This is a genomic window from Herbiconiux sp. UC225_62, from assembly GCF_042694625.1.
Taxonomy (GTDB): Bacteria; Actinomycetota; Actinomycetes; order Actinomycetales; family Microbacteriaceae; genus Herbiconiux.
The window spans coordinates 1,210,269-1,228,261 of the sequence record NZ_CP170551.1 but is presented as its reverse complement, the minus strand read 5'-3'; the positions used below and the strand labels follow the sequence as shown (position 1 = coordinate 1,228,261).

Annotated in this window: 18 protein-coding genes; 6 read left to right on the top strand and 12 right to left on the bottom strand. The window is 71.6% G+C overall.

The window, feature by feature from the left end:
• Positions 1–13: 13 nt before the first annotated feature.
• The 5 genes from ACFJGU_RS05915 to ACFJGU_RS05895 all read right to left on the bottom strand — a co-directional run bounded on the left by ACFJGU_RS05915 (position 14) and on the right by ACFJGU_RS05895 (position 3,054).
• Complete coding sequence (locus ACFJGU_RS05915) at positions 14–712, bottom strand: RraA family protein (protein WP_382308504.1); 699 nt, start codon at positions 710–712, stop codon at positions 14–16.
• Positions 713–786: 74 nt separating this feature from the next.
• Positions 787–1,137, bottom strand: coding sequence for a CHY zinc finger protein (locus tag ACFJGU_RS05910; protein WP_382308503.1), 351 nt, complete (start codon positions 1,135–1,137; stop codon positions 787–789).
• Positions 1,134–1,730, bottom strand: coding sequence for an energy-coupling factor transporter transmembrane component T family protein (locus tag ACFJGU_RS05905; protein ID WP_382308501.1), 597 nt, complete (start codon positions 1,728–1,730; stop codon positions 1,134–1,136). The genes ACFJGU_RS05910 and ACFJGU_RS05905 overlap by 4 nt, the downstream gene beginning before the upstream one ends.
• A complete protein-coding gene (locus ACFJGU_RS05900; RefSeq protein WP_382308499.1) occupies positions 1,727–2,461 on the bottom strand; it encodes an energy-coupling factor ABC transporter ATP-binding protein in 735 nt (244 codons plus the stop codon). The genes ACFJGU_RS05905 and ACFJGU_RS05900 overlap by 4 nt, the downstream gene beginning before the upstream one ends.
• Positions 2,458–3,054, bottom strand: a complete 597-nt coding sequence (locus ACFJGU_RS05895; RefSeq protein ID WP_382308498.1) for a biotin transporter BioY — start codon at positions 3,052–3,054, stop codon at positions 2,458–2,460. Before ACFJGU_RS05895 ends, ACFJGU_RS05900 begins: the two co-directional genes overlap by 4 nt.
• Before the next feature lie 63 nt (positions 3,055–3,117).
• On the opposite strand from ACFJGU_RS05895, the gene ACFJGU_RS05890 reads away from it, so the two are divergent.
• Positions 3,118–3,741, top strand: coding sequence for a TetR family transcriptional regulator (locus ACFJGU_RS05890; protein ID WP_382310289.1), 624 nt, complete (start codon positions 3,118–3,120; stop codon positions 3,739–3,741).
• Here the strand turns inward: ACFJGU_RS05890 and ACFJGU_RS05885 are convergent.
• Complete coding sequence (locus ACFJGU_RS05885; RefSeq protein WP_382308496.1) at positions 3,738–5,120, bottom strand: MFS transporter; 1,383 nt, start codon at positions 5,118–5,120, stop codon at positions 3,738–3,740. The genes ACFJGU_RS05890 and ACFJGU_RS05885 overlap by 4 nt on opposite strands.
• Positions 5,121–5,184: 64 nt before the next feature.
• On the opposite strand from ACFJGU_RS05885, the gene ACFJGU_RS05880 reads away from it, so the two are divergent.
• Positions 5,185–6,417: an MFS transporter gene (locus ACFJGU_RS05880; protein WP_382308494.1), complete on the top strand. Its 1,233-nt coding sequence runs from the start codon at positions 5,185–5,187 to the stop codon at positions 6,415–6,417.
• Positions 6,418–6,622: 205 nt separating this feature from the next.
• Complete coding sequence (locus ACFJGU_RS05875; protein ID WP_382308492.1) at positions 6,623–6,757, top strand: hypothetical protein; 135 nt, start codon at positions 6,623–6,625, stop codon at positions 6,755–6,757.
• Positions 6,758–6,770: 13 nt separating this feature from the next.
• On the opposite strand, the gene ACFJGU_RS05870 is transcribed toward ACFJGU_RS05875, so the two are convergent.
• A complete protein-coding gene (locus ACFJGU_RS05870; protein WP_382308490.1) occupies positions 6,771–9,371 on the bottom strand; it encodes a glutamate--cysteine ligase in 2,601 nt (866 codons plus the stop codon).
• A gap of 194 nt (positions 9,372–9,565) precedes the next feature.
• On the opposite strand from ACFJGU_RS05870, the gene ACFJGU_RS05865 reads away from it, so the two are divergent.
• Positions 9,566–10,594 carry a ketopantoate reductase family protein gene (locus ACFJGU_RS05865; RefSeq protein WP_382308489.1) on the top strand — a complete coding sequence of 343 codons (1,029 nt, stop codon included), beginning with the start codon at positions 9,566–9,568 and terminating at the stop codon, positions 10,592–10,594.
• 1 nt (position 10,595) lies between these two features.
• On the opposite strand, the gene ACFJGU_RS05860 is transcribed toward ACFJGU_RS05865, so the two are convergent.
• Positions 10,596–11,918 (bottom strand): Glu/Leu/Phe/Val dehydrogenase, encoded by a 1,323-nt coding sequence (locus tag ACFJGU_RS05860; RefSeq protein ID WP_382308487.1) that lies wholly within the window; start codon positions 11,916–11,918, stop codon positions 10,596–10,598.
• Positions 11,915–13,297, bottom strand: coding sequence for a 4-aminobutyrate--2-oxoglutarate transaminase (gene gabT / locus ACFJGU_RS05855; RefSeq protein WP_382308485.1), 1,383 nt, complete (start codon positions 13,295–13,297; stop codon positions 11,915–11,917). The genes ACFJGU_RS05860 and gabT overlap by 4 nt, the downstream gene beginning before the upstream one ends.
• Positions 13,298–13,435: 138 nt before the next feature.
• Between gabT and ACFJGU_RS05850 the strand changes: the two genes are divergently transcribed.
• Positions 13,436–14,962 (top strand): PucR family transcriptional regulator, encoded by a 1,527-nt coding sequence (locus ACFJGU_RS05850; RefSeq protein WP_382308483.1) that lies wholly within the window; start codon positions 13,436–13,438, stop codon positions 14,960–14,962.
• Positions 14,963–15,052: 90 nt separating this feature from the next.
• On the opposite strand, the gene ACFJGU_RS05845 is transcribed toward ACFJGU_RS05850, so the two are convergent.
• Complete coding sequence (locus ACFJGU_RS05845) at positions 15,053–15,964, bottom strand: zinc-ribbon domain-containing protein (RefSeq protein ID WP_382308482.1); 912 nt, start codon at positions 15,962–15,964, stop codon at positions 15,053–15,055.
• Between the two features lie 109 nt (positions 15,965–16,073).
• On the opposite strand from ACFJGU_RS05845, the gene ACFJGU_RS05840 reads away from it, so the two are divergent.
• Positions 16,074–16,661: a GIY-YIG nuclease family protein gene (locus tag ACFJGU_RS05840; RefSeq protein WP_382308480.1), complete on the top strand. Its 588-nt coding sequence runs from the start codon at positions 16,074–16,076 to the stop codon at positions 16,659–16,661.
• Between the two features lie 75 nt (positions 16,662–16,736).
• Here ACFJGU_RS05840 and ACFJGU_RS05835 read toward each other — a convergent pair whose 3' ends face one another.
• Positions 16,737–17,408: a GntR family transcriptional regulator gene (locus ACFJGU_RS05835; RefSeq protein ID WP_382308479.1), complete on the bottom strand. Its 672-nt coding sequence runs from the start codon at positions 17,406–17,408 to the stop codon at positions 16,737–16,739.
• A gap of 51 nt (positions 17,409–17,459) precedes the next feature.
• Entirely contained in the window at positions 17,460–17,990 is a 531-nt protein-coding gene (locus ACFJGU_RS05830; RefSeq protein ID WP_382308477.1) for a VOC family protein, read from the bottom strand.
• Between the last annotated feature and the right edge of the window lie 3 nt (positions 17,991–17,993).

Sequence of the window (17,993 nt, the reverse complement as noted above, 5' to 3'; positions counted from 1 at the left end):
GCGCGGCGAGTGCTCAGACCTCGATCGCACCGCCGCTTTCGGCGAGGTGACGGCGGAGGGTGAGCGTGGGGGCGCTCGCTTGCCGGGCCCGGTAGGCGGCGAAGTCGAGCTGGGTGCGCAGCGAGGTGCCGGCGCGCATCCGTTCGGCCTGGGCCGTCTCCGTCGCCTGGATGGCCAGGGCCGCCTCGACCACCTCGTCGAGGCGATCGGGCGCCAGCACGAGGATGCCGTCGTCGTCGCCGAAGAGGTAGTCGCCGGGCGTGACGATCGTTCCGCCGAGCACGGCCACCGGCATGGGTGCGGCGGCCGGCGGAACGCGGCGCGGACCGAACGGGAAGGCGCCGAGGCTGTGCAGGGGGAGACCGATCTGCCGCAGCTGCGCGGTGTCGCGGTGCCGGCCCCACACCACCATGCCCGACATCCCGGCGCTCAGCGCCTCGAGCACCATGAGGTCGCCGACGCAGGCCTCGTCGTCGCGGCCGCCGTTGTCGACCACGACGACGGCCCCTTCCGGTGCGTCGTCGATGGTCTGCAGGATGACGTCGACACTGCCGAGGTGGGTGACCGGTGCTGCCGGGCCCGAGAACGTGGCACCGGGCAGGAGGGGGACGAGATTCGCGGGCGCGGTGCGGGCGAGCACCCCGACACGGAGGGAGGCGTCGGCGATCGCGGCGGTGGTGAGGGTGCTGTGGGCGGGATCGGCGTGTGGCATGCGGCCATCCAATCGTCCCCGGTGACCCGCGGCAAGATGCCGCCACCGGGCCGGCGGACTGGTCGGCGCGCGAGTCACTCGAAGTACAGGTGGCTGTGCAGGCGACAGCCCTCGTTGAACGCCGCGCCGCAGGCGGGGCAGGCGGTGACCTCGAGGTAGTCGGCGATGCTGATCTCGGCCTTGCAGTCGCCGCAGAGGATGGCGCGCGCCTCCCACTGCGTCCGTGGCCACTGCGCGGAGGGGTGGCCGGCCGTCTCGGCGTGGCAGAGGTGGCACGGGTAGTACCGGCCGCAGCAGAAGAACTTGATGGCCACGATGTCGAGCTCGGTGCCGTAGTGGATGCAGCGCGTGTGGTCGTCGATCGTCGGTCCGTGGACGGGAGGGCCGGCCGGCACTGCTCCGCCGGGCCGCTCGGAGCGCGTCATTCGGCACCCCGCGCGACGAGCGCGTCACCGAGCTCGTCGGCGTGCTTGAGCGACATCACGAGCAGCGGCATCACCAGCATCCGCAGTTGCGGTTTGGCCCCGCGGGCGCGTTGGGCGTCGCGGATGGTGGCGGCGTAGCCCGCGATGACGGGGACGACGGTGATGGTCATCGCCATCAGCAGGCCCACCCGCGCGGGGTCGACGCCGATCCGGCGGAGGGGTCCGAGCCCGCGCTCGACCGCGTCGAGGAGGGCGCTGGTGCGGGTGGTCAGCGTCACGAGGGTGGCGAGCATCACCACGGTGATCACGCGCCCGGTGTTGGTGGCCGCGACCGGAAGGGGCAGGAAGATCACCTGGGTGATCAGGGTGACGACCACGATCCAGCGGAGGGTCCACAGCTGGCGGAGGATCTCGAGCGGGCCGAATCCCGCGACGAGGTAGCCGGCGACCACGAACGCCGAGGCGCCGGCGATGGACCAGGCGTTGCTCGCGAAGACGGTGATCGCGATGGCCAGCAGCATCAGGGCGATCAGCTTCGGGCCGGCGGGCAGACGGTGGAGAGGGCTCGTGCCCGGACGGTAGAGGGCGATCATCCGAGATCCCTCCGATAGCGCGCGATCACGGGCGACGGATCGTCGACCTCGACCAGCTGGCCCTCCTCGAAGCGCACGGCGACGTCGCACCGGGCGGCGAGTTCGAGGTCGTGGGTGACCAGCACGAGCTGCTGCGGGATCTCGTCGAGCAGCAGCGAGCTGATCAGGCGGCTGTTGCGGCCGTCGAGCAGGGCGGTCGGTTCGTCGGCGACGATCAGCGCCGGTTCGGTGATGAGCACGGCACTGAGGGCGAGCAACTGCTTCTGTCCGCCCGAGAGGCTCTGGGCCGGGGCATCCGCTCGCTCGGCCAGTCCGTAGCGCTCCAGTGTCGCGCTCACGCGCCGGGCGATCTCGTCGCGCGGGAGCCCGCGACGGCGCAGCGAGAACGCCACGTCTTCGGCCACGGTCGGCATGATGATCTGTGCATCGGGATTGCTGAACACCGAGCCGACCATGCGCAGCACCTGCTTGCGCTCCGCGACGAGGTCGTGGCCGTGCACGGTCACCCGGCCGCGGCTCGGTGCGACCAGACCGCCGAGGAGGCGGGCGAAGGTCGACTTGCCGGAGCCGTTCGATCCGATCACGGCGATGCGGCGCTGCGGCAGGGTGACGGTGACGTCGCGCAGCACGTTCACTCCCGAGAGGTCGACGCCCACGCCGTCGAACACGAGCTCCCGCGTCGGCGGGGCGCCGTCGGGGGAGGCCGGGATCGAGGGCAGCGGGGAGGTCATCGAACGGTCGCGTCGACCTTCTCCGCGGGCGCCACGCGCACCAGGTCGCCGAAGGCCCGCGGGTATGCGCGCCAGAGAGCCATCGTGATGAGCGTCGCGACGACCGCCTTGATCAGGTCGCCCGGCAGGAAGACGGTGCTGGAGAGCGCGGTCGCGCCCAGCGGCAGGTGGGTGACGAAGGCCTGAACGGGCACTCCGACAGCGTAGATCACGAGGATGCCGCCCACGACGCAGCCGAGCGCCGTGCGCCACCAGGTGGGCCGGCGGTGACCGGCGTGCACGATGGCGCCCGTGACGAACGCGCCGAGGATCCAGCCGAAGAGGTAGCCGGCGCTCGGACCCACGAACACTCCCGCACCGCCGTGGCCGCCGGAGAGCAGGGGAAGGCCGACCAGCACGAGGAGTAGGAACACCACCACGGCCGCCGCGCCGCGCCAGGCCCCGAGCACGGCGCCGGCCAGCATGATGCCGAGCGTCTGGGCGGTGATGGGGACCGCGTTGCCGAAGATGGGGATGGCGCCGGGAATGCCGAGCACCGCGATGATGGCGGCGAAGACGGCGATCCTCGCGAGGTCGCGGACGTCGAATTTCATGGGGTTGCTCCATCCTGAACACTGTTCACCTGAACGGCGTTCAGGTTATAGGATGACACGGTGATGGTGAAATCCGAAAGGCCCGAGCCCCGCACTCCCCGCCGCTCGAGCGGGGATGTCGTGGCGGCGGCCCTGGCCATCCTCGATCGGCAGGGCCTGCCTGAACTCACCATGCGCAACCTCGCCGACAGTCTCGGTGTGCAGGCCAGCGCGCTCTACTGGCACTTCCCCAACAAGCAGACCCTGCTCGCGGCCGTGGCCGACGAGATCGTGTCGCGCACGCGGTGCCTCCCCGTGCCGGCCGACGACTGGCGCGACGAGGTGCTCTTCGACGCTCTCGCGCTGCACGACGCGCTGCTGGCCTTCAAGGACGGCGCCGAGGTGGTGTCCAGTGCGCTCGCCCTGGGTCTCGGAGCGGCCGAAGCCGGGCGCCGGCTCTCGGCCGGCATCGAGCGCGGCGGGTTCGACCGGATGATCGCCGAGCGTTCGGCCGAGGCGCTGCTCCACTTCATCATCGGCCAGACCTGGCACGAGCAGCAGCGGCTGCAGGCCGACAGTCTCGGTGTGGTGGTGGAGCCCTTCACCCGCGACCCCGGCGCGGTCGACGTGGCGCAGGACGGCCCCGCGGTCTTCGAACTCGGAGTCTCCCTCTTCCTCTCGGGCCTCGAGGCCCGCCAGCCCGCCTAGCGGGAGGAGACCGACAGGGCGGGCTCGGCGGGGGCCGGGATGGTGAGTCGTGTCAGCACGGCACCCGCGAGGAACGCGGTCGCCCCGATCACCATGCTGATGCGGAGTCCGACGTCGAAGTCGAGCGAGACGAGGAGCGATCCGCTGAGCGCCACACCGGCCGCGGAGCCGATCTGGCGAGCGGTGTTGAACAACGCGGAGGCGGTGCCCGAGAACTCCTCCGGGGCGGCCGACATGATCGTGGTCGTCGCGCCGGTGAGGGTGAACGAGGTGCCGAATCCGGCCGCCATCATCGGGACGACCAGCAGCCAGTACTCCGGATGCGGCTCCAGCGCCGCCCACGCCGTCAAGCCCGAAGCCCCGATCAGCAGGCCGATCGTCATGAGCGTGCGGTGCCCGGTGCGGCGGGCGAGGCGCCCGGAGAGCACGGAGGCGAAGACCGTCGTGATCATCGCCGGGAGGAGGGCGACTCCGGTGACGACGGGGCCGAATCCCTCCTCGTGCTGGAAGGAGAGGCTCGCCGTGAAGATCATGCTGTAGAACGCCAGGTTGAACAGCAACCCGATCGTGGCCGCGCCCGCGATCGCCGGAGTGCGCAGCATGCTCAACGGCAGCACGGGCGAGGCCGCGAACCGCTCCCGCAGCACGAAGGCGCCCACGGCGACGGCGGCGATCGCGAACGCGGTCAGCACGAGCGGGCTCGTCCAGCCCTGCTCTCCCGCCTCGTTGAGCGCGCCGACGACGAGCACGATCGCGGCGACCACGGCCGCCTGCGCCGGCCAGTCGATCGAGCGCCCCGGGCGGCGCGCTGAGGCGCCGACGCGGGTCGCCGTCAGAATCAGACAGGCGATGCCGATCGGCACGTTGATGAGGAACACCCAGCGCCACCCGACCGTCCCGGTGAGCAACCCGCCGACGATCGGTCCCGCACACGCCGCGGCACCCGCGATCCCGCCCCACAGGCCGAACGCCCGGGCGCGATGGTCGGGCGACGCATAGGTCTGCTGCAAGAGGGCCAGGCTCCCCGGCACGATCAGCGCCGCCCCCAGGCCTTCGAGCAGTCGCAGCGCGATCAGCACCTCCGTGGTCCACGCCACCGCGCAGCCGATCGACGCGACCGTGAACACCACCACACCGATGGAGAAGATGCGCCGGTTTCCGACCCGGTCGCCGAGGGCGCCACCGGCGAGCAGCGCGCCCGCGAACACGATGGTGTAGCCGTCGGTGATCCACTGGATGCCGGTGAGCGAGGCCGAGAGCTCGGCGCCGATCTGCGGCACGGCCACGTTGATGACGGTCACGTCGAGGATCACCATGAAATACCCGGCGCACACCGCCAGCAGCGGGACGAGCGGGAACGTGGGCCGCGCCTGCTCCATGGTCTCCCCGTCCGCTCTGCTGGAGTCGATTATCGGGGAAAGGGCACGCGACGGGGGAGGGCCCGTGCCGAACTACTCTGGAGTGGTGGGCCGCGCATCCGATGTTCTCCGCCGCGTGGCCTGGGGCCGCGGGGCCGGATTGCCGCGCGACGTCGTGGTGCTCGGGGTGGTCGCGTTCTTCGTGATGCTCGGTTTCGGCGTGGTGGTGCCCGTGCTGCCGGTGTACGTGCGCAGCTTCGGTGTGGGCTACTTCGAGGTCGGCGCCGTGGTGTCGGCGTTCGCAGTGATGCGGCTCGTGGCGAATCCCTTCGTCGGCAAGCTCATCGACTTCGGTGGCGAACGGATCATCCTCGCCACCGGCATCGGCATCGTCGCCCTCTCCAGCGCCCTCGTCGGTCTCGCCGACACCTATTGGCAGGTGCTGCTCCTGCGCGGAGCGGGCGGCATCGGATCGGCCATGTTCTCCGTCTCGGCGATGACCCTGCTCCTCGCCTCCGTCGATCCGAGCCTGCGCGGCCGGGCGGTGGGCTTCTACCAGGGCGGATTCCTCATCGGCGGCATGGCCGGCCCCGCGGTCGGCGGGCTGCTCGCCGGCATCTCGCTGCACGCCCCGTTCTTCTTCTACGCCGGCACCCTCGTGATCGCCGGCTCCGTGGGGCTCGCCCTGCTCGGCCGCCACCACCGCGACCCGACGGCCGCGGCCGAGCCTGCGCGACCATTCCGCGAGGTGCTGCGCGACAAGGGCTACCAGACGGCCCTGCTCGCGAATCTCGCGCAGGGCTGGTCGGCGATGGGAGTGCGGAGCGCGCTCATCCCGGTGCTCGTGGTCGAGGTGCTGCACGGCGAACCGGCCTGGACCGGCATCGCCTTCGCGATCGCCGCGGTCGCCCAGACCCTGACCCTGCTCCCCGCCGGCCGCTTCGTCGACACGGTGGGGCGACGGCCGGCCATCATCGGGTCGTTCGCGGTGGGCGCCGCGATCATGCTGGCCATCCCCTTCGTCACCGAGCTCTGGATGCTCATCGTGCTGCTCTGCCTCTACGGGGTCGCGGCCGCGTTCATGGGCACCGCGCCCGCCGCGGCGGTCGGCGACGCCGCCGGCTCGCGCGGAGGACAGCCGGTGGCGGTCTTCCAGGCCTTCTCCGACGTGGGGGCGATCGCCGGCCCGCTCGTGGCGGGACTGCTCGTCGACGCCTTCTCCTTCCCCGCCGCCTTCGGGTCGGCCGTCGTGCTCATGGCCGCGGCCTCCCTGTTCGCGCTCCGGATGCCGCGGATGCGCGTTCGGGCGATCGCCTGACGCGTTCCGGGAGGAGCAGAAGCGAACCGACGCCGTAGTCGAGGTCGCTTGCGATCAGCTCCTCCCGAACCGACGGCACTGCCTTAGAAGGCGGATGCTCGGAGGCCTGAGAATACGACGATCGCCCGATGAGAGGCCCCTACCTCAGCGAGCACCGTGGTGAGTGCGCATCAACCGAGCGCATCCACGACCTTTGGAGACCATCATGTTCTTCCTCCTGCTGCTCGCCGCCCTAGCACTCTGGATCGCGGTCCTCGTCGCCCTCGGAGCCACCAGCCCCGGTCGCGGCGGAGACGACCGGTCGCACCGCGCGGCCCGCGGGTTCTTCACCCGGGTCTGAGGGCGGTCCCGGGTCAGCCGCGCAGGATCCAGGTGTCCTTGGCGCCGCCACCCTGCGACGCGCTCACCACCATGCTGCCGGCCGGCGCCACGCGGGTGAGGGCGAAGTGCGCGACCTCGAAGTCCGCCCCCGCCCCGGTCGCGAACACGAAGACGCGGAGGTCGACCCGCCGCGGCTCGAGCACCGCCCCGAGGTCGCCGATCCGCGCATCCACCTCGACCAGAGTGGGATGCGACGACAGCGGAACCACCTCCTGCGCCACCCAGTCGGCGGGAGCGGCCGCGATCGCGGCGCGTCGTTCGGCCACGGCCGCCGCCGGCACCGACGGGCCCACCAGCACGCCGGCTCCGCCGTCGCCACCCACCGGCTTGGTCACGAGCTCGCCGACGCGCTCCAGCACGGTGAGCAGTTCGGCCTCGTCGCCGGTGCGGTAGGTCGGAACCTGCTCGAGCAACGGGCGCTCGCCGAGGTAGTAGGCGATCAGCGCGGGCACGTCGCAGTACATCGCCTTGTCGTCGCCGACCCCGTTTCCCGGGGCGTTGGCGAGAGCGATGCCACCGGATGCCGCGACCTCCATGATCTCGCGCCCGATCGCGCGCCCGGCGCGGTCGACCGCCTCCGGCAGCTCGACGTCGAGGCGCAGGTACAGCGCGTCCAGCGGCGTCCCCGTCGCCGAGCCGTCGCCGCCCCGCACGAACACCCGTCCGCCCTCGACGGTCACGTCGTCGAGAGCGAGCAGGGCCAGCCCGGCGCCCTCCGCGATGGCCCGGTGCTCGAACCACTCCGCGCTGGCCGGACCGCTGGAGAGCAGGCCCGCGTTGTCGCCGTGCGGCGCATCCGGTCCGTCGCCTCCGCCGGGGCCCGCGACCCCTCCGGCGCCGAGCACGGCCCGTCGGAGCAGTGCATAGCCGTCAGCCGGTGAGGACAGCCCCTCCGGTCGCGGGAGGTCGGGCGCCACCTCGTCCATCAGCTCGCGGATCGTGATCGCGTAGCCGATTCCGACCGGGTTCCGCAGGTTGTCCTCGAGCACCCGCCAGTCGCCGAACTCGTTGCGCACGAGGTCGAAAGCCATGATCGGCGCGCGCACGCTGCCGGCCGGCAGCATCCGGGCCGCCTCGACCCAGCCGGGCGAACGCTCCAGCGCCGCCCGGGTCACGGCGCCGTCGTAGACGATCCGCTGCTCGCCGTAGACGTCGTGCAGGAAGGCCTCGAGCGCGCGAGCGCGTTGCGTGACGCCCTCGACGATCCGCGTCCATTCGTGCGCGGTGATGACCCGCGGCACGAGGTCGACCTCGAAGTCGCGTTGCCGGCCGGAGGCGGTGCCGACCGTCATGCCGCGGGCGGTCACCCAGTCGCGACCCGCGCGCATCCGGGCCGCCACCTGCTCGGGAGACAGTCCTTCGTAGTGCCGCGTGATGCGCTCGTAGGCGGGACGGGGTCGCGCACCCGGGCCGACGGCCTCGTCGCCCGCGCGGGTGCGGTAGCTGCGCAGCGCCGCGACCGCGGGAGGTGGCCCGCCGGCCGGACCCTGCGTCTCTTCCACCACGAGCCGCACCACCGCGTCGAGCGATCCGGTCTCGGCGAACGCGGCGCGCTGCCGGTCGGCGGAGTTGCCGCGGGCGAGCAGGGTCTCGGCGAGCTCGGTCACTTCTTCCTGGTCGCCGAGCTCCTCGAGCTGCGGGCGCAGTCGAGTGACCAGCCGGCGCACCACCTGCGCGGCGGGCAGGGGGCGAGGATGCGCGGTGTCGTCGAGGAGGTCGCCGGTCAGTCCGGCGCGTGCCGCCTGCCACATCGCAGCCCGGTGGATGGGAGGGGCGACCACGGTGGCGGGCCGTCCGGCTTGGATGTCGAGTTCGGCGGCGCGCACGGTGGCGCGGAAGAGCCCGGCGATGAGCACGGCGTCGTCCACGATCGGGCAGGCGTCGCACACCCGCAGCTCGAGCGTCGGAGCGTGCGACGAGGGCCGCACCTCGAAGTAGGCCATCTTCGAATCCGCGATCACGCCGGTGGCGATCAGGTCGCTCAGCAGCTGGTCGTATTCGGCGGCCGAGCCCAGATCGCCGGTCGCTCCGGCGCTCGGCCAGCGCTGCCAGATGATCGACCGGATGCTCGAATAGCCGGTGTCGTGCCCGTTCCAGTAGGGCGAACTGGCCGAGAGGGCGAGCAGCACCGGGAGATCGCGGGCGACGCGCTGGGCGATGTCGACGGCGAGGTCGCGATCGGAGATGCCGACGTGCACCTGGGTGCCGCAGATCAACTGCTCGTCGACCAGCAGCCGGTACTGCTCCTGCATCCGGGCGAAGCGGCCCGAGGAGGTGAGCTCGAAGTCGGCGAACTCCGACCGCGGGGCGGTTCCGACGCAGGCGATGCCCACGCCCTCCGGGGCGGCCGCCTCGACGAGCCCCGCTCGGAGCTTCAGGATGTCGGCGCGGAGGCCGCCGAGGGTCGTCTGCACCGCGGTGTTCGTCTCGACGGTCGTGCGCTGTAGCTCGGCGGAGAAGCTCTCGCCCGGCAACCGCTGCAGGATCTGCGGCGCGCGCGCGGACAGCTTTCCGCTCCGGAGGTCAATGAGGTGCAGTTCCTCCTCGGCGCCCAGCGTCAGCTCCGCGGCCATGCCCACACCCTATGGCCGCAGCGCGCCGAGCGCCTCAACTCCCGGCGGATCCGCGGTCGGTGGGCTCGTGGTCGCGGGCAGCGAGGCGGCAACGTCGCCTTCCCGAGTCGATCCAAAGCGTGCAGTTTTAATGAACTCGCCGTTACACTGTTCACTTGAGCTGAACTACGAACAGGGAGCAGGTGTCAGAGTCGATGACCTCCAAGAAGATCGCCTTCGTCGGAACCGGAGCCAACGGGGCGGGGATCGCCGCCGATCTCACCCGCGCCGGGCTCGACGTCACCTTCATCGAACAGTGGCCCGCGCACGTCGACGCGATGCGCGAGAACGGCATCACGGTCGTGATGCCCGACCGCACCGAGGTGACGCCGGTGACCGTCTACAACCTCTGCGAGGTGGCGACGCTGCGCGACCAGTTCGACATCGTCTTCATCGTGGTGAAGGCCTACGACACCCGCTGGGCCTGCGAGCTGATCAAGCCGCTGGTGAAGCCCGACGGGCTCGTGGTGGGCCTGCAGAACGGGATGTCGCTCGACGACATCGCCGACATCATGGGTCCCGAGCGCACCGTCGGCGCCGTCATCGAAGTGGCCTCGAACATGTACGAGCCCGGCATCACCAACCGCGAGACGCCGCCGGAGGAGGCCTGGTTCGCCATCGGTGGCATCCACCCGGCCGTGGTGGGTCGCGAGCAGGAGGTGGCCGACGTGCTGAAGTACGCCGGAACCGTGGAGATCTCCGACGACATCCGTTCGTCGAAGTGGATGAAACTGATCGTGAACGCGGCGGAGCTGGTGCCCTCGGCCATCCTCGACATGCAGTTGGCCAAGGCGGTCGAGGTGCCCGGCATGTACGAGTTCATGTTGAGCTGCGGTCGTGAGGCCGCCCGCACGGCGATGGAGACCGGCATCCGGCTGCGCCCGATCTTCGGGATGCCCGAGGCCGACCTGGAGAACCCCGACCGCTTCGCCGAGCAGCTCTTCGAGCAGGTGCTGACCCGTTTCTCCTCGCCCGACACCCGGACGACGTCGCTCCAGGACTGGATCAAGGGGCGCCGCAACGAGGTGCACGAGATCAACGGCCTCGTGGTCGACGAGCAGGCCCGCATCGGCGGATCGGCCCCGTCGAACGCGCTCACGGTCGAGCTCGCCCGCCGCATCGAAGCGGGCGAGCTCGACCGCAGCCCGAAGAACATCGAACTGATCCTCGCGGCGCGGGTCTAGCTCAGGGGTAGAGTCCGCGCAGGCGGTGCGCCTCAGTCACCCGGGCCACCGCCAGACTCGTCGCCGCCGCGCGGAGGGTGATGTCGAGCTCGGCCGCGTGAGCGGTGACGCCCGCCCAGGCGGCGAGCATCCGTTCGCCCAGGCGCGCTTCGACGTCGCGGGCCTCCCAGCGGTAGGACTGGTTGGCCTGCACCCACTCGAAGTACGACACGATCACGCCGCCCGCGTTGGCGAGGATGTCGGGCACCACGAGCACGCCGTTCCGCTGCAGGATGCGGTCGGCCTCGCGCGTGGTCGGGCCGTTCGCACCCTCGACCACGATGCGGGCCCGCACCCGGTCGGCGTTGCCCTCGTGCAGCACGCCTTCGACGGCCGCCGGAACGAGCAGGTCGACGTCGAGTTCGAGCAGCTCGGCCGAAGGGAGCAGGTCGGCGCCCGCGAAGCCGACGACCGTGCCCTCCTCGTCGACGTAGCGGGCGAGCGCCTCGACGTCGATGCCCGTGGGGGCGGAGGAGTGCACAGCGCCGTACTGGTCGGCGATCGCCACCACGCGCACGCCGCGCTCCGCGAGGAACCGCGCGGCATCCCGCCCCACCTTGCCGAAGCCCTGCACCGCGGCCGTCGCACCGCCCACCGGGATGCCGGCCTGCTCGAGGGCGGCGCCGGCGATGTGCACGACCCCGCGAGAGGTGGCACTCGGCCGCCCGAGCGATCCGCCGAGGCTGAGGGGCTTCCCGGTGACGACGCCCGGGACGGTGTGACCCTGCGTGACCGAGTAGGTGTCCATGATCCACGCCATGGTCTGCTCGTCGGTGCCGATGTCGGGTGCCGGGATGTCCTGCTGCGGTCCGATGATCGGCAGGATCTCGCTGGTGTAGCGCCGGGTCACCCGCTCGAGCTCGGCCAGGCTGTACTGCCGCGGGTCGATCGCGATGCCGCCCTTCGCGCCGCCGTAGGGCACGTCGAGCAGCGCGCATTTCCACGTCATCCACATCGCCAGGGCGCGCACTTCGTCGAGCGTGACCGAGGGGCTGTAGCGGAGGCCCCCCTTGGCCGGCCCGCGGGAGATGTTGTGCTGCACGCGGTAGCCGGTGAGCACCTGGGTCGACCCGTCGTCGCGCCGGAGGGGAACGCTCACCGTGAGCTCGCGCCGCGGGGCCGCGAGCATGGCGTGGATGCCGGCGTCGTACCCGAGCAGGGCGATGGCGTCGGAGAGCTGGGCCTGGGCATCCGCCAGCGTGCTGTCGGAGGCGGGCGCGGAGACGCCTCGCGCGGACGATCCGGTCTCGGCGTGGATCACGGGCAGGGGAGAGGTGAGCGTCATGATGCGGCCAGAGCCGTCCGCACCACGGCGAGGCCGTCGCGGAGCAACTCGTCGGAGATGGTGATCGGCGGGAGGAAGCGGATCACGTTGCCGTAGGTTCCGCAGGTGAGCAGGATCACGCCCTCGGCGTGGGCGGCACGGGCCACGGCGGCGGTGAGGGCGGCATCCGGTTCTCCCGTCGACGGGTCGACGAGTTCGATCGCGATCATGGCCCCCCGCCCGCGCACGTCCCCCACCCGGGCGTCGGCGGCACGGATGGCGTTCAGCCCTCCCCGCAGCACCGTCTCGATCTCGCGGGCACGGCCCACCAGGTCGTCGTCGAGGTAGTTGCGGATCGTGGCGAGCGCGGCCGCGCAGGCCAGAGGATTGCCGCCGTAGGTGCCGCCGAGTCCGCCCACGTGCGAGGAATCCATGATGTCGGCACGACCCGTGACGGCCGAGAGCGGGAGGCCGCCCGCGATGCCCTTCGCCGTGACGACGAGGTCGGGCACGATACCCTCGTGCTCGGAGGCGAACATCGCGCCCGTGCGGGCGAACCCGGTCTGCACCTCGTCGGCGATGAAGACGACGTCGTTGGCGCGCGCCCAGTCGGCGAGGGCGGGCAGGAAGCCGGGGGCGGGAACGATGAAGCCGCCCTCGCCCTGGATCGGCTCGATGATGAGCGCGGCGAGGTTGTCGGCTCCGATCTGCTTCTCGATCTGGAGGATGGCGCGGGCGGCCGCATCCGGGCCCGAGAGGCCTCCGTCGCGGAACGGGTACGACAGCGGGGCGCGGTAGATCTCGGGGGCGAAGGGCCCGAAGCCGCTCTTGTAGGGCATCGACTTCGCCGTCAGTCCCATTGTGAGGTTGGTGCGGCCGTGATACGCATGGTCGAACGCGACGACGGCCTGCTTTCCGGTGAAGTGGCGGGCGATCTTGATCGCGTTCTCCACGGCCTCGGCGCCGGAGTTGAACAGGGCGGTGCGCTTCTCGTGGTCGCCCGGGGTGAGCTCGTTGAGGGCTTCGGCGACCTCGACGTAGCCTTCGTAGCCGGTGATCGAGAAGCAGGTGTGGGTGAACTGCGCCACCTGGTGGGTCACCGCGTCGACGACGGCCGGAGCGGAGTTGCCGACCCCGGTGACGGCGATGCCGGAGCCGAGGTCGATCAGCGAGTTGCCGTCGACATCGACGACGATCCCGCCGCCGGCCGCCTGCACGAACACGGGCAGGGCGATGCCGACGCCGTTCGGGACGGCCGCCGACTTGCGCTGCTGCAGCGCGATCGAGCGCGGTCCGGGGATGGCGGTGACCAGCTCGCGGCGCTGCGGCAGGGTCGGGCCGCCGAGCGGAGGCGAGGAGGGTTCGCGGGTGTCGGAGTCGGGGGTGTCGGTGAGTGTCATGCGTATCCGTTCTCAAGGTTCGAGGTGAGGGAAGTACTCTGACGGTAGGCAGCGAGTGGGTCTCGCGTCAGTGACACTTCGTCCTGATCTGCGTTGCGATCTGCCGGAGTGGCAGGATGTCGGGCGTACGCTGAGGGCATGCCCGCCACCCTCTCGGCGCTCCTCGCGCACCGGCCGTTCCAGCTGCGGCGACTCACGGACGCACCAGGGGATCCCGTGGTCATCGCGTGGGCGCACAGCTCGGATCTCGCCGATCCGTCGCCGTTCCTCGTCGAGGGTCAGATGCTGCTCACCACGGGAGGGCAGTTCTCCGCTGACGGATCGGCCGCGTTCGCACGACAGTACGTCGCGCGACTGCAGGCCGCGGGCGTGGTGGCCCTCGGCTTCGGCACCGAGGTGGTGCGGGAGGGCACGCCGGCGGAGCTCGTCGAGGCCTGCGTGCGGCTCGGGATGCCGCTGGTCGAGGTGCCCTACCAGACCCCGTTCATCGCGATCGCCCGCTGGGTGGCCGAGGTGCAGTCGACGGAGGCACGATCCCGGATCGACTGGGCGCTCACCACGCAACGCTCGGTCTCGCTCGCGGCGCTCGCCGGAGGTGGGCTGGCGGCGGCGGTGCGCACCACGGCGAGCGGGCTCGGCTGCGACATCGCGGTCTTCGATCCCGACGCCGACGTGGTGACGGCCGACTCCGCCCTGTCGGCCGCGTCGCGCCGAGCCTTCGCGAGCATCCGGGCCGACGTGCAGACCCTGTTGCAGCACCAGCGACGGGCCCGGGTCGACGTGGAGATCGGCGGCATGCACGTGTCGCTCCAGACCCTGGGTGGGAGCCGGCGTCTGCGCGGGGTGCTCGCCCTGGCGAAGGCGGCGCCGTTCGACGCGGCCGAGTTGTCAGTGGTGACGACACTGATCGCGCTCGCCGAAGTGTCGCTCGAGCGCAGTCAGGATCAGCGGATCAGCCTGCGCGCGCTCATGGTGCAGTTGTTCGAGCTGCTGCGCGACGGGCGGGTGGCCGCCGTGCGGAAGGCGCTCGGCGACATCCCGACCGGTCTGCCGGAGAAGCGCTTCGTGGTGGTGTCGCTGCGCGCCGACGAGACCGGTCCGGCACTGCGGGACACGCTCGAGCGGCGGGCCTCCGATCGGCGCAACCGCCTGTTCGTCGTCGAGCACGGCGACGTCTTCGTGCTGCTCGCCGACGAGCGCCGCTGGCCCGAGCTGCGCCGGCTGCTCGCCGCCCGTCAGGTGCGCGCGGGTGTCTCGGGGGTGGTGGACTGGGACAGCCTGGATGCCGGACTCGTGCAGGCCGCCCGCTCGCTCGACCGGGCCGGCGAGCACGAGATCGTCGACTTCGCCGCGCTCGTGTCGTCGAGCTTCTTCGGTCTGCTCTCGGCGACCGCGGTGGCGGATGTCGCGCGCTCGCGTCTGAACGAGCTGCTCTCGAGCGCGGAGGGGCGGCAGCGCCTCTTCGAGGCCACGGTCTGGCTGCGGCACAACGGGCAATGGGACCCGGCGGCGCGGGAGCTCGGTATCCATCGGCACAGCCTGCGGTCGCGGGTCGAGGGCGTCGAGCGGGCGCTCGGCCTCTCGCTGGACCGCTTCCAGGACCGCGCCGAGCTCTGGGCCCTCCTCGCCGCCATCGACATGGCCTCGGGCGACGCCCCCGCGTAGCCCGCGCCCCGCCCCGCCGTGCTCATCCGCACATATGTGCGCTTACGCCAGGCGCCATTCCGCCAAGACCTGCGGATGAGCGCGCGTCGGTCAGGGGCGGAGGTAGGCGTTCACGATGAGGTCGCCGCGGAGGGTGCGGAGAGTGTCGAGGAGGCGCGCGATCAGGCGGTCGGTGACCTTCGCGGGGGCGGGCAGGTCGTGCGGGCCGAGCAGGGGGAGCGGGGCGCATCGGATGCGCACCACCTCCCATCCGGCGGCTCGGAGCAGGCGGTCCTTGCTGCGGTCGGAGTCCTCGCGCGGGCCCACGTGTTCGAGGCCGAAGCGGCCGACGGTGTCGTATTCGAGCACCACGCGGAGCTCCGCGATCACGATGTCGGGCCACACCTCGAGGCGGCCGTGGAAGGGTCGGGCCACCGCGACGGCGTTGGGCGCGGGGTCGAACTCGAGCCGAGCCGCGAGCTTCTGCCGCAGGAGCGCTTCCGCGGCGGATGCCGTCGCCGGCGCGTGCGCACTCCGGAACGCCTCCCCGGCGGGTCGCGTCGGCAGAGGACGTGCGGATCGTCCAGGTCGCGTGGCACCGGCACCCGCGCTCACCGCCGACGGAGCGCCCCGAGCGCCGGCCGCGGACTGACGCTCCGGCGCATCCGCGGGGCTGGAGGGGGTGGCGGGCCAGAGGGCGGCGGGGCGGATGCGGCGGGGGGCGGCGAGGTCGGCGCAGACGGGGCACCAGGCCGAGCGGCGGCGCACCCGGCCCGGGCGGGAGCGCTGCTCCTCGGGGGTGGCCACGAACAGGTGCCCGGTGTCGCACTGCCAGGTGAGGTAGACGTCGGCGGCCGGCGGGATCTGGGTCAGCGTGATCTCACGATTGAGGTCGGGATGGTACTGCCGCACCAGCATCGGATACTTCGCCCACTCGGCACGGTAGGTGCCCACCGCGTACGGCACCGCCGCCCCCTTCGACCACTGCCGGCGCTCCCACCACGCCTCGATGTTCTCGGGCACCGCGCATCCGCCTCCCTTCGTGGCTCTCTCGGGTCGTCGCTGGGCGAGACGTTATCCCGTACCGCCGACATCCGGAGACGATGTCGGCGGTCGTGGGTAGGGTCGCCGCATGGCGGAACGAGGACGCAGGTGCGGCATCCGCGACACCGAGTCCGGTGCCGTGTGCGGCGCTCCTGCCGACGCCTCCGCTCCCCTCGACCTGTGCACCCGGCACCTGCTCGCCGCCTACGAGTGGGTGGCCGGCGAGGTGGGGGTGACGGATGCGCTGCCGTCTCCGTGCCTGGCGTGCGGGTCGCGACTCGGGGTGCGGTATCCCTCGGGGTGGCTGTGCGCCGTGTGCGAGTGGCGCCTCGGCGAACGGCCCGACGACGACGAGGCCGAGCCGGTGCGCGTCGACGTGGTCTACTACGTGCGTTTCGGCGACCGCATCAAGATCGGCACCTCGGCGAACCCGCGAGGCCGGTTCGCGCAATTGCACGTCGACGAACTGCTCGCCCTCGAGCGCGGCACCCGCCTGCTCGAGCAGCGCCGCCACGTGCAGTTCGCCGCCCACCGCCTCGGCGGCGAGTGGTTCGCCCCGCACGCCGCCCTCGACGCGCACATCGCCGCACTCTCGGCCGGCGTCGACGACCCCTGGGCCCTCTACGACCGCTGGCGCAGCGAGTCCCTCGCCCTCGCCGGCGCCCGCCGCCCCTGACGACGCGTCGAGTCGCCAAAAGGTGCCGGAATCGCGCGCGCCGTAACGGCGTGTCTTGGCGATTCGGTGAGGCGGCTACGCGAAGAGTTCGGGGTGCCGTTCGAGTTCGAGGCGGGTGCGGCGGATGTGGGTGACGAGCATGCGCTCCGCGTCATCCGGATCCTGACGCCGGATGCAGTCGACGAGCAGGTGGTGCTCCATGTGCGTCACCCCGATGCCCTCCACGCCGACGAGCGTCGCGTACGCGCGCCGGTAGTGCTGGGTCGTGTTCCAGAGCCGGTGGATGATGTCCCACAGCGCCCCGCGCGGCGCCCCCGAGTAGCTCGAGAGGTGCAGCTCGCGGTCGTGCTCCACGAAGTACTCGACGTCGGTGTTCGCGGCCATCCCGTCGGCCAGCGCGTCGAGGTGGTCGACGGTCTCGGGCGAGAGGTGCGGCATGCTCATCCGCAGGAGCAGCGGTTCGAGCCGCTCGCGGATCGAATACACCTCGACGCACTCCGCGAGCGTGAGCCGCGAGACCCAGGCCCCGGAATTGGCCACCATGGTGATGAGGCCGTCGGAGTGCAGCATCCGGATCGCCTCCCGCACCGGGATGCGGCTCGCTCCGAAGCGCTCCGCCAGGTCTTCCTGCCGGATGCGCGTGCCCGGCGCGAGTTGCCCGCCGAGGATCTCGTGGCGCAGACTGTCGGCGATGCGGTGGCTCACCACGTTCACGGGGCTCGTCGCGGCGTCGCTGGTGGCAGTCATCCGTCGAATCCTACTCGCGGCCCGCAATGAGGCGGCCGCGATCCGTGCCGATCATTCGGCCGGCCGGGCCGGGTGCCACAGCACCACCGGGGCCTCCCGCTCGTACGCCTTGCCTGACGGATAGCTCACCAGCTCGAACTGCATGCCCCACGGGCTCAGGAAGTACACCCAACGCTGCCCCTCCGATGCATTGCGGCTGGCGGTCGGCTCGCCGAGAACGCGGATGCCCGCCGTCCGCAGGTGGGCGACCGCGGCATCCAGGTCGTCGACGTAGAACGCGATGTGGTGCCCGCCGAGGTCGCTGTTGAGCGGCTGCCGTTGCTGCGACGGGGTGGGGGCGTACTCGAAGACCTCGAAGTTCGGACCGAATCCGCAGCGGTAGAAGCGGATCTCGTTCACCACGCTCCGCGGGTCCACGTTCAGGTGCTCGCGCATCCAGTCGTCGCCCTCCTCGCGCCGCATGGTGGGCAGGGAGTAGACGTAGTCGCATCCGATCACGTCGACGAAGAAGCGATGGGCCTCCTCGAGGTCGGGAACGGTGAAGCCGATGTGCTCGGCGCCGCGCAGTCCGGGGAGTGTCATCGT